Origin of the sequence: Haladaptatus sp. DYSN1 (assembly GCF_029489995.1) — an archaeon.
Classification (GTDB): Archaea; Halobacteriota; Halobacteria; order Halobacteriales; family Halococcaceae; genus QDMS2.
Genome location: NZ_CP120470.1, coordinates 1772316 through 1783917 on the forward strand (window position 1 = coordinate 1772316; position 11602 = coordinate 1783917).

The window sequence follows — 11602 nt, forward strand, 5'->3', positions numbered from 1 at the left end:
CGCAGCAAAACGTACGCCCGTGGACCGCAGAACCGACACAAAATAAGCAGGTACCTCCGAATCCTTCGCGGGATAGGAGAAACGGGGGCGTGGCACTCCCATCGGCACGTCGGGTCGGTAACCCGAAGAGACCAACGAACCGCCCGTTGGTGGGCGTGGGAAGCCCACTTAGTCGTGGGAGGATGTCACAAAGACTCGGCTCACTTGGGTGAGCGAGGGCGCTCTCGCGCAGTTCTGGATTCGAGGAGACGTGTGTTGTCGTGTCGCACGTTGGCCGAAGGGCACATTAATACGAACCACTATCTGTCAACGAAGACCGTGTCAGAGGAAATATACGGGCAACGCGACCGATCGGGCGTCGGAGCGCGACAGATGGGCCACGGAGTTCCGTGATGGTGGGACTACGTGGAGTGCTCGGTTCGGGGTCGCTCCCGACTGAGATGCAATCGTGGGAAGACCGGCCCGAGAGCGTCTCGTACGATTTCGACGCACCGAGTGTCGAGTTCTCGCTCTCGGTCCACGAGTTACTCGCCGGCGAACAGCCGGTTTCTGTCGATGGCCATCGGACGCTCTGGCTGTGGGGTGACGTCTATGGCCACGGTGGACTCGCGGAATACACGCCAAAGCCGTCGGGCGTAGACGGCCCAACATACGTCGCACGGCTCCTCGCTGACCACGGCCACGACATCCTCCCGGCGCTGAACGGCGAGTTCCTCATCGTCATCCACGACGAGCGCGCGGACGAACTCAAGCTCATCACCGACCGCTTCGCCAGTCGGAGCGTTTACTATACACGACCGACAGCGGATTCGTTCGTCTTCACCTCGGACATCCAGGCGCTCACCGCCTACCCCGACTTCGAGGCGGCGTTCGACCTGCCGAAGCTGTATCAGTACCTCCAGCTCAGGCGCGTGTTCGGCGTCGAGACGCCCCTCGAAGGCGTTACGGAATTACAACCGGCATCGGTGACGACTATCGACCTCGCGGACCTGTCCCTGGAATCGAGGTGCTATTGGCGACCCCATTACGACCCCGTCGACAAGCCGTTTTCCTACTTCGTCGATACCCTCGCAGAGACGTTACAGGACCTGTTCGCGGAGTGGACGCGCGACGACCTCACCTACGGCACGCTGTTGAGCGGCGGCGCGGACTCACGATTGATTCAGGCCACCCTCGACCAGCCAGCGATTGGCTTTCACAACGCAGACTGGAGGAGCCACGAAGCCGAGGTGGCAAAGCGCGTCGCGGAGACCGCAGGTGACGAGTTCCGCCTGCTCGAACGCTACGACGACCACGAAGCACGAACGCTGGCGCGAACGCCGCGGCGGGCGAACTTCAGCGGCTGGTTCGACCAGGCCTACTTCAGCGAGTTCGAAGCCGAAATCGTCTCCTCGGTGGACGTGCTTGTTACGGGCCTGTTCGCGGATATGCTGTTCGACGGCGAATCGTTCGAGACGCGCTCACTGTCGCTCGGCCCGGTCGGGACGGTTCCGCTTCCGGCGCGAGAATCCATCGACACCATCGACGACTATCTCGACGCAAAACTTGCAGAGAGCACCGACCGTCTTCCGTACTTTACCCCAAAGTACTCATTGCGAGATGAACTGCGAACAAATATCTACTGGGACGGCGACGGTATCGTAAGCCATGGGGTACGGTACGAATCGCTCACAGACCTCGCAATGTACAGCGATTACTATCCGTTCGGGGGAGATACCGAAGCCATCTTCCCGCGCAGTCTCATGCACATGCGCCCCGTCCGAACACCCCTGTTAGACAATCGCATCTTCGACCTCCACCAGCAAATTCCGATGAAGTACTGTGCAAGACGCAACGTCGTCAACGCGGCTCTCGACGCGGTGAGTCCCGACCTCGCCGCGATTCCACACGCCAGAACCGGGGTTCCACTCTCGTATGCCTACCCGTTCGAATACCTTGGTGGCATGATCACTGCCTTCTACAGAAAGCACATCCACGACCGGCCGACTCCGGCCCCGCACATCGACCACAGTCCGTGGCCGAACCGCACCGAACTGCTCGGCGCGAAGTGGTTCGCCCCGGATACGTTCGACCGGCAGGCCGACCTGATTCGCGCCCTGCCCTTCCTCGACGCGTCGGGAATCGAGGAGACCTACGAAGCCCACCTCGACGGCGACGATCACATGACACTTCTCTACTCCCTCCTCACGCTTCTCGAGATGCCCGTCACCGAAGCAGTCGCCCGCTCGTCGTCTCCCGACGACTCCCTCACCCTGGGTACCGGGCCGAACGCGGACCGGGAACCGTCCACGCCGGAGGGGTCCCTGTGAGTGTCGAAGGGCAGACAGAACAGGCCCAGCGCGCCTCGATGAACACGGAACTGTTCGGCGTCTTCGGCAGTCAGGGTGATTTCGAGCGATTCCGATCGGTAGACGAGTTCGACACCGTCGTGAGTGAATCGGCGGCGACCGTCGGGGTCAGATCCCACAGCCTGGGCATCCGCGGGTGCAGTTCGCTCTACACGGGAACCGAAGGCACCTGTATCATCTTCGGCGAGGCGTATCCGCGCGGCGAGAGCACGCCGAACACAGCACGGTGGCTGCTCGACCGCTACGCCGACTCTGGCCTCGACGCACTCTCGCAACTCAACGGCTCGTACCTCGCGTTTATCGCGTACGAGGGCGACTCGTTCGTGGCGACGGACCCGATTCGGTCCTGGGAGTGTTACTACACTGAGGTGGACGGCAAGCGTGTGTTCAGCACCGACATCGCGATGCTGAAACACCTCGTCTCAGACCCGACGCCAGACCGCCGGTCCGTACTCGAATTCCTCCACCTCGGAACCGTCCTCGGCGAGCGAACCCTGTTCGAGGAGATTTCACGCGCCCCGCTGGATAGCTGCTTGACGGCGACCGACATTCGTCCCCTCTCGCGGTTTACATACGAACCACAGGAGTTCGACTACGTCAGCGAACTCACGACCCGACTCCGGCGGGCGGTCCACCTCCGTTCGCACTTCCCCGGGAAGAAGGGCATCCTCCTCTCGGGTGGTAAAGACTCGCGAGTCTTCCTCTCGCAGCTGCCCGATATCGAACAGACGTACACCATCGGACGGGAGAATTCGCGGGAGGTACGCGTCGCGCGGCGAATCGCAAATCAGTACGACGCCGCCCACTCCGTGCTCGAACCGAGCGACCGCTACCTCTCTACGAGCGACGAGAAGTTGCGCTACTCTCAGTCGATAAAAGAGGCGCTCCACATCCACCACGCCGGCTACGACGACCTGCTCGACGTCGACGTGATGTACCACGGCCTGCTGTTCGACACCCTGTTCAAGGGGTACTTCCTCGAGTGGGACGGTGTCGAGGTCCTCGGCTCGAAACTCCCCTCCACGACGCTCGTCTCCGACCCGAACCCGGTCGACTCGCTGCTCTCGACCCTCGGCTTCTTCCCCGGCCCGAGCGAGCGGTTGACCCAATTCGTCGGCGCGACGTTCCCGGAACTCGACCTCGATATCGACTCCCCGCGGGAATTCCTCAAATCGAGCCTCCAAGAGGAACTGAACCGCTGCTGGGACCGCACCGACTCCGTCCACAACGCGATGGACCTGCTGGTCATCCGCAACCAGCCGGTGATGCCCTTCCGGACACAACTGGCCGACAACTACCACGAACCGTTCGTCGCCATCGACACCCGCCTGCTCGACTGGCACCTGAAGACGCCGCCGGAACACCGCAACAGCGAGACGTTCCGCAAGGCACTGCTCCGCATCGACGGCGACATCCTCCACCACCGCCCGCCGAGCCAACCCCACGACTCGAACAAAATCAACCAGCTCGAACGCTTTTTCCGCCGAAAACTCCCGTTCGTCGAGGAGTTCGAACCCGCGTGGCCAAATCGAAAGCAGATTTACGACGAGTACGGCCTCGCAGAGAAGTTGTTCCCCGACAACCGCGAGATTCACTCGCTCCCGGTGCGCCTCCAGTTGCGCGTCCACAACACGCGCTGGTGGCTCGACCGATAACGACCTGGAACCCGGCCAAGGCTTAAGGCTGGGACTCCTCTCGTGTCTGTATGGATGATATTTTCGTCGCGCAACTCATGTCCACCTCGCTCAAGACCGTCTCCCCGGACACGCTCGTAGAGGACGCCGCCCAGTTGATGCTGGAGAACAAGATTGGCTCGGTCATCGTCACGGACGAGGCCAACCACCTCGAAGGCATCCTCACGACCACCGACTTCGTGAAAATCGTCGCCGAACAAAAGCCGAAAGACCAGACGCCCGTCTCCAAGTACATGAGCACGGACGTCATTACGACGACGGCGCAAGTCTCTATTCGCGACGTCGCAGACGAGATGATAGAACACGGCTTCCACCACATGCCCGTCGTCGAAGATGGCGAAGTGCTCGGTATCATCACGACGACTGACTTAGCGAAGTACCTCTCGAACGTTCACACGGTCAGTTCGTAAGCTTCGTATTTTCGGTTAGAACTGATTTGTTGGTTCGGCAACGAGGATTACGCACTACTCGTCGTATCGTTCGGGAAGGTGCAGTAACGCTCCTGGTGATGCATGATAATCGGGCCGGTCAACTCGCCGTCCACGATATCTGCCCCGATACCATAGCATTCCCTTGCGTACGGTTCGGTTTCGTAGCGAACCCCTTCCGAACTGTTGTTCAACCGGATGAGGATACTGTAGTCACGCGTCGTATTCGAGATTCCGTCTGGCCTGATGAGCGCGCCGTGGGTGACACTCTCATTGCTGGCCGCGATGTGCTGGGTCGACCAATGTTCGATGCTCCCATTGTGGAGGATGAGGATATCGACCGTGTACGGTTTCGAGTCCTCATTTGCAACGTAAACATCGGCAAAGACATCGGGGCCTGGATGGCCGTCCTCTTCCGTCCCACCGAGTCCGCCACACCCTGCAAGAACGACGAGAAGGGCAACACCAAAAACACGGAAATCCATAGTTTCCGCTCGAAGCACACTGCTAAATATCTTGCCACCTACGGCAGAAGAAAAGGACGCGAGACGCTACGAACGCTTTTGAATCTCCTCGCGCAGAATCGAACTCACAACTTCGCCCTCTGCTTTGCCGCGGAGTGCGCCCATAGACTCACCCATCAGCGCGGAGAACGCGCCCATGCCCTGTTCTTTGACCTGTTCCTCGTTGCGTTCGACGACTTCCACGATGATTTCGCGGACTTCGTCTGCGCCGGCAGAGCCGAGCCCTTCCTGTTCTGCGGCCGTCTCGGCGTCCAGTTCAGGATTCTTCGCGAGCGCGGCGAGGAGTTCTGGAATCCCCTCTTTTGCCAGCTCACCGTCTGCGAGCAGTTGGAAGACGCCCTCGAAGTGCTTCTCGGTGAGTTGCCTCACGGGCACGTCGTCGCGGCGGAGTTCAATGACCGTGCTCTCGACGACGTTTGCGGCGGTGTTCGCGTCCACGCCCATCTCCACGCCGCGTTCGAACAGCGGCATGCGCCGCGAGTAGGCCATCTGGTTCGCGAGGTCCGCGTTGAAGCCGTATTCCTTCTGGTAGCGCTCTTCCTTCTCGGTGAGGAGTTCCGGAATCTCGACTTCAGAGGGGTCTAAGTCCACCGGTGGAACGTCCGTCTCGGGGTACATCCGGGCCGCGCCGGGGAGTGGTCGGAGGTACTGGGAGGTTCCGTCCTCGTTCGCACCGCGCGTCTCTTCGGGGACTTCTTCAAGGGCTACGTTCGCGCGTGCGGCGACGGCCTCGATTGCCTGTTCGGCCACGTCTGCGCCCGCGGCCACCATGGCGACGGCGTCGTCTGCGCCCGCGCCGACTGCCTCGCGGAGGGCGTCTACTTCCTCCTGGGTCACGCCGTAGGCGGGGAGTTCGTCGGTGTGGAAGATGCCGCCCGCGCCGTTGCGTTTGGCGTGGTCTGCGAACTCCGTGCCGAGGCGGCGGTCAGGCTGAATCTCCGCGCCGACGAGGCCGTCGAAGCCAAAGAGGGGGACGGCCATCGCCTTGCCGCCGGCGTCGAGTGCACCCTTGATGACGCCGCTCTCAGAGTCCGCGAACACGTCGGTCACGTCCTGTACGTTCCCGACGCTCGCGCCGCGCTCGTTCAGTTTGTCCTTGAGTTCGAGCAGGCGAACCTGCCGGTGGACTTCGTTGTGCACGAGGTCCTCGATGCCGTCGAGACTCTGGACGCCTTTCATTTCGACGCGCGCGCCGTCGGCGATGGAGACGTTCACGTCCTGGCGGATGGTCCCGAGACCGCGTTTGACCTGCCCCGTAGAGCGAAGCAGCATCCCGATCTGTTCGGCGGCCTCGCGGGCCTGTGCCGGCGTTCGGATGTCCGGTTTCGTGCCGATTTCGACCAGTGGAATGCCGAGGCGGTCTAAACCGAAGGTGACCGCGCGGTCAGATTCCTCGATGCGCTGGGCGCTCTCCTCTTCGAGCATGAGGTCCTCGATGCCCACGGGACCCTCGGAGGTTTGAATCTCGCCGTCGCCCGCGATGAGGGTCGTCCGCTGGAACCCGGACGTGTTCGAGCCATCGACCACGATTTTGCGCATGATTTGCGCCTGGTCGAGCGCGTCCATGTCGAGCAATTGGGCGATTTCGAGGACGACCGTGACCGCTTCGTGGTCGAGGCGGTGGGGCGGTTCGTCGTCTTCTTCGACGAGACAGGTGGTGTCGTAGGCGAGATAGGTGAACTCGCGTTCGACGCGGCTTTCTTCGACGGCGGCGTCGTCCAGTTCGCCGAGTTCGGAGCGCGTCGGATGGAGATAGCGAGTGAAACTGCGCACCGACTCGTCGGGTTCCCGGCGGACCGTCGGACAGTTACAGAACAGTTTGCTCGCGGTGTCGAGTTGCTGGTGAATCTCGAGCCCCGCGATAAGGCCGAGTTCCTCGTAATCGTACTCACTCATTACTCGGCGATGGGGTATCGAAGGGCAAAAAACCATCCAGTCGCCGGCGGGCGTGCGCGACTGGCTATTGAGCCCTCCCGAGTGGTCAATTGGGCTCTTAGCAGTCGCTTTAGACCGGCGGGCGAAAGCCAGCGTATGAGCACGCAGGAGACGGCGGACCTTCCAACGGCGGTGGTCGAAACGACTGGCATCTTTATGGACGGGATTCGAGAGTGCGTCACCTGTCTCGAGACGACGCTCGACGCCTACCCCGACGACTGGGATCGCGTCCGTGACAGCGTCCTCAGGCTGAGCGCCAGAGAGGCCCAGTGTGACCGCACTGGTAGGCGAGTACAGACGCTCGTCGGCCGTCGTCAGTCGCCGAACTTCACTGGCCTCTACCTCCGTGCAGACGATTTCGTCGAGTACGTAGACGACGTCGACCGCATCGCGAACCACGCAGAGCGCTTCGCGAACGAACTGCTCGCCATTCAACCGGACATCCCCGACGTGGTCCACGAGGGCCTCCGTGAGATGGCGGAACTGACCGTCGAGGCGACGGTCGCGCTCGTCAACGCGACGACCCACTACGTCGAATCGCTCTGTAACCCTACTCTTAACCCGACGCTGCCCACTGTCGAAGAAGACATTCGCACGCTCGAAGTCACCTGCGACGAGAAACAGTACGACCTCCTCTCGACCATCTTCGACCCCGGGGCCTCGGTGAACGCGCTCGTCCTCCGGGAACTCCTGTTCGCACTCGACGACGTCACCAATGCTGTCGAAGACGCCCTCGACCAATTGCTCTACATGAGCACCTCGCAGGTCTAGGCGACAGTCTCGCCGTCCTGAAGGTCACGGTGGATGGCTTCGAGCCAGTCGAACAACTGGGCGCTGTTCGTGATTTCCCTTCGCTCGAATCCGACGAGAACGCCAGTCCACTCTCCAACTGGGAGGTGGGCGATGAACTCGTTTCGAAAGCACCGTATCGTGAATTCGAGGGGGCCAAAGTACGCAGAATCTGGATTCGTTGCGGGGTCTGAGAGCGCGGCGAGGAAGAACTCCTTGCGTATCTCGTCGTTTTCCGCCTCGCTGAATCTGGATTTCACGTCGTCTCTGAGATACACCCCGCGGTGGGAGTCGCCGTCGTATGCGACGATTGCAGTCACTGCATCGCCCGCTTTTTCGAGCACTGCTGTCTGCAGTTGCTCGGACGCTGCGATCATGTTACAGAACAGTTCATTCGCTAATTTATCAATATTTCGGCAAACAGGAATCGAGCCGAGATGAGAGACCAACCGGCCGGTGGGTCAGTCGCCCGCCCAGCGTCCGCTGTTTTCGGGCGTGAGTCTGGAACTGTCGGTCGTCGCGCTGAAATCCATGAGTGTTCCGTACAGTTTAGCGAAGTTGTAGCCGTCGGTATCGCAGTCGAAGCTGATGAAGACGCCCGGGTCAGTCGTGTTCGACCCAAGAAATGCCCGGAACTGCTCGAACTCGTCGAAGCCGTGGACGGAGTACTGGTACGTGGCGTGTGAAAGAGCGTTGTACGTATCGCGGGTGATGTAGCCGAAGCGTTCGTTGTCGACGAAGTCGTTCACCTCGATGTTGTCGATGTTCGCCTTCACGTCCTCCCGAATGTAGAGCGCCTCGTACCGTGAGGGGTCGAAGAGCCAGATATCTCGGAGTGCGTCGCCACCGAACGACTCGATGCACTCCACTAATTGCCGTTTGGCATCAGCCATGGTATTCACACACAGCCCCGGTGATAAGAATGTTGCCGTCACTGACTGGTCACACGGACAAAACGTCGGCAAAAGTGATAGCCCCGGGTGGTCCGGAGGCCTCAGTCGTCCTTACTGAGGATGCCGCGCTCGGTCATCTTCCGTGGGTCTAAGACCTCGTCTACCTCTGCTTCGGTGAGATATCCCTTTTCGAGCGTGATCTGCCGGACGGTCTTGCCCTCTTTGAGCGCCGTCTTCGCGACTTCGGAGGCCTTGTCGTAGCCGATTTGCGGGTTGAGCGCCGTGGCGAGCGCCATGCTCTGTTCGACCTGCTCGGCGCAGTGTTCGCGGTCGGCTTCGAGTTTGGCGACGAAGCGCTCTGCGAACACCGCAGCGGAGTTCGCGAGCAGTTCGGTCGACTGGAGGAAGTTGTAGGCGAGAACCGGTTTGTAGAGGTTCAAGTCGAGTTGACCCTCCGCGGCCCCGGCGGCGACGGCGGCGTCGTTACCGACGACCTGCTTGTGAACCTGGTTGACCGCTTCCGCGACGACCGGGTTGACCTTTCCGGGCATGATGGAGGAGCCGGGCTGGTTCTCCGGCTGGTCGATTTCGCCGAGGCCGTTTCGCGGGCCGGAGGCGAGCAGCCGCAGGTCGTTCGCGATTTTGTTGGTGGAACCCGCGATGGTGCGAAGTGCGCCGTGGGCCTCACCCATGGCGTCGTGGGCGGCCTGCGCCTCGAAGTGGTTGTCCGCTTCGCGGAAGGCGAGACCGGTCTCTTCTGCGATGTACTCGGCTGCTTTCGGTGGGAACTCTGGGTGTGTGTTGAGCCCCGTGCCGACGGCCGTCCCGCCGAGGGCGAGTTCGGCGAGGTGCGGGCCGATGTCGTCGAGGCGGTCGAGTCCCTTCTCTACCTGTGTGCGGTAGCCGCCGAACTCCTGTCCGAGACGAACCGGCGTGGCGTCCTGGAGGTGGGTACGGCCCGTCTTCACGACGTCGTCGAACTCGTCTTCTTTCGCGGCGAGGGCGTCGCGGAGCTGTTCGAGTGCCGGACGGAGGTCCTTCTCGACTGCCTCGTAGGCGGCGACGTGCATCGCCGTCGGAATCACGTCGTTAGAAGACTGGCCGAAGTTGACGTGGTCGTTCGGGTGGATCTCGCGCGTGCCGATTTCGCCGCCGTAAATCTCGGTGGCGCGATTCGAGATGACCTCGTTTGCGTTCATGTTCGAGGAGGTTCCCGAACCAGTCTGGAACACGTCGACGGGGAACTGGTCGTCTAAGTCGCCCGCGATGACCTCGTCTGCGGCCTCGATGATGGCGTCCGCCTTGTCGTTGGGAATCATGCCGAGGTCCTTGTTCGCCTGTGCGGCGGCCTTTTTTACGATGCCGAGGGCGCGGACGAACCGGCGACCGAACGTAATCCCCGAAATTGGGAAGTTCTGAATCGCGCGCTGGGTCTGGGCACCCCAGTAGGCGTCGGCTGGCACCTGCATCTCTCCGAGGCTGTCCTTCTCGGTCCTGAATTCCTCGCTCATGGACGTGCGTACACGAAGCCTGAGGTAAAACCCACCGATACTGGCCCGAATTGCTCGCACTGCCCCAAAACGGGCAAATTCACTCGTTTCCGAATAAATATGGTTAATTATTAATCAGAGGGTGTTCCTATGTCTGACAATGCACCCCATTGGTGTTATCGTACTATGACAGAAACCCCCTCCCCACAGCAGTCCCGTCGTTCGTATCTCAAAGCAACCGCACTCGCAAGCACGCTCGGGCTCTCTGCGCTCGCCGGGTGTACCGGCGGTGGCGACGAGGGCAATGAGGGCGGCGGAGACGGCGGCAACAAACTCGAAGTGGTTCACTGGTGGACCGCCGGTGGCGAAAAAGCGGCGCTGAACGCCCTCCTCGAAGGATTTGGCGAGGAGTACCCAGATGTCGAAGTCGAGAACAACCCGGCTCCGGGCGGAGCAGGCAGTGCCCTCGACACGGTCGTGAAAAACCGCGTCCTGAACGAGAACCCCCCAAGTACATTCCAGATTTGGCCAGGGAAGGCGCTCGCCCCCTACACCGAGAGCGACACCCTCAACACGCTCACAGAGTCGGTCTGGAGCAGCGAGATGCAGGACAACTACCTCGGGGGCGTCAAAGACGCGGCGAAAGCCAACGGCGAGTTCGTCGCCGTTCCCATCAACATCCACCGCCTGAACAACCTGTTCTACAACGTCGATGTCGTCAAGCAGGCGGGTGTCGACCCCGCGTCCATCTCGGACCCGAAGGCGCTCGTCGATGCCTTCGAAACGGTCGCCTCGGAAACCGACGCGGTTCCGATGGCCCAGCAGACCCAATCGCCGTGGTCCACGCTCCAACTCTGGGAGGCCGTGTTCATCGGTGAGCATGGGACGGACGCCTTCCTCGACCTGCTCTCTGGTAATGTCGCAGCCCACGAGTCGGCGGTCAAATCGTCGCTCACCACCGTCACGGAGTACGAACAGTACTTCAACGACGACGCCGGGTCCATCGCCTGGGATCAGGCGAACGGGAAAATCGTGAACGGCGACGCCGCATTCATCCAGCAGGGCGACTGGGCGGCAGGCCAATACCGCGCTGCTGAGAACTTCGAGTACGACTCCCAGTGGGGACAGGTACCGTTCCCGGGAACCGAGGGTGTCTACACGCTCGTCATGGACTCGTTCGTCTTCCCGAAGAACAATCCGTCACCAGCTGCCACCGAGAAGTTCCTCAAATACTGTGGGTCGGTCGACGCACAGAAGCGGTTCAACCGAGAGAAAGGCTCCATTCCGCCGCGAACCGACGTCCCAACGGACGCCTTCGGGCCGTTCCTCACGAAGCAAATCGAGGACTTCAAGAACTCGGACACGCAGCCGCCGACTATCGCCCACGGCACGGGCGTCACGCCGGAGGTAAAGAGCAGCGTAGAGCAAGCGTTCTCCGGGTTCACCGAACAGTGGGACGTGGCGGCGGCCTACGAGGGCATCAAGAGCGCCTTCGAGTAAC

The 11602-nt window shown here is 61.3% G+C and carries 10 protein-coding genes; 5 read left to right on the forward strand and 5 right to left on the reverse strand.

All coding sequences use genetic code 11. The annotated features are described in order from the left end of the window. Positions 1 to 392 precede the first annotated feature (392 nt). Genes P0648_RS09495 through P0648_RS09505 form a run of 3 tightly spaced genes read left to right on the forward strand, consistent with a single transcriptional unit; the run spans position 393 to position 4452 of the window. The gene (locus P0648_RS09495; protein WP_277503756.1) at positions 393 to 2309 is read left to right on the forward strand and encodes an asparagine synthase-related protein; all 1917 of its coding nucleotides are present in this window, start codon (positions 393 to 395) and stop codon (positions 2307 to 2309) included. Next, positions 2306 to 4003, forward strand: a complete 1698-nt coding sequence (locus P0648_RS09500; protein ID WP_277503757.1) for a hypothetical protein — start codon at positions 2306 to 2308, stop codon at positions 4001 to 4003. Before P0648_RS09495 ends, P0648_RS09500 begins: the two co-directional genes overlap by 4 nt. 50 nt (positions 4004 to 4053) lie before the next feature. Then, positions 4054 to 4452, forward strand: coding sequence for a cyclic nucleotide-binding/CBS domain-containing protein (locus P0648_RS09505; RefSeq protein WP_276247492.1), 399 nt, complete (start codon positions 4054 to 4056; stop codon positions 4450 to 4452). A 47-nt stretch (positions 4453 to 4499) separates the two neighbouring features. Here P0648_RS09505 and P0648_RS09510 read toward each other — a convergent pair whose 3' ends face one another. Together P0648_RS09510 and gatE are read right to left on the reverse strand one after the other, a co-directional pair. Beyond that, a complete protein-coding gene (locus tag P0648_RS09510; RefSeq protein ID WP_276274933.1) occupies positions 4500 to 4955 on the reverse strand; it encodes a hypothetical protein in 456 nt (151 codons plus the stop codon). Positions 4956 to 5021: 66 nt separating this feature from the next. Continuing rightward, the gene (gene gatE / locus P0648_RS09515; RefSeq protein WP_277503761.1) at positions 5022 to 6890 is read right to left on the reverse strand and encodes a Glu-tRNA(Gln) amidotransferase subunit GatE; all 1869 of its coding nucleotides are present in this window, start codon (positions 6888 to 6890) and stop codon (positions 5022 to 5024) included. A gap of 135 nt (positions 6891 to 7025) precedes the next feature. On the opposite strand from gatE, the gene P0648_RS09520 reads away from it, so the two are divergent. Then, entirely contained in the window at positions 7026 to 7700 is a 675-nt protein-coding gene (locus tag P0648_RS09520; RefSeq protein WP_276247489.1) for a DUF47 domain-containing protein, read from the forward strand. On the opposite strand, the gene P0648_RS09525 is transcribed toward P0648_RS09520, so the two are convergent. The 3 genes from P0648_RS09525 to P0648_RS09535 all read right to left on the reverse strand — a co-directional run bounded on the left by P0648_RS09525 (position 7697) and on the right by P0648_RS09535 (position 10122). Next, complete coding sequence (locus tag P0648_RS09525) at positions 7697 to 8095, reverse strand: hypothetical protein (RefSeq protein WP_276247488.1); 399 nt, start codon at positions 8093 to 8095, stop codon at positions 7697 to 7699. The two genes, P0648_RS09520 and P0648_RS09525, sit on opposite strands and share 4 nt — an antisense overlap. Before the next feature lie 84 nt (positions 8096 to 8179). Beyond that, a complete protein-coding gene (locus P0648_RS09530) occupies positions 8180 to 8611 on the reverse strand; it encodes a hypothetical protein (protein ID WP_276247487.1) in 432 nt (143 codons plus the stop codon). Positions 8612 to 8712: 101 nt separating this feature from the next. Beyond that, a complete protein-coding gene (locus tag P0648_RS09535; RefSeq protein ID WP_276274931.1) occupies positions 8713 to 10122 on the reverse strand; it encodes an aspartate ammonia-lyase in 1410 nt (469 codons plus the stop codon). A 165-nt stretch (positions 10123 to 10287) separates the two neighbouring features. Between P0648_RS09535 and P0648_RS09540 the strand changes: the two genes are divergently transcribed. Beyond that, entirely contained in the window at positions 10288 to 11601 is a 1314-nt protein-coding gene (locus P0648_RS09540) for an ABC transporter substrate-binding protein (RefSeq protein ID WP_276274930.1), read from the forward strand. The last annotated feature ends 1 nt before the right edge of the window (position 11602 follow it).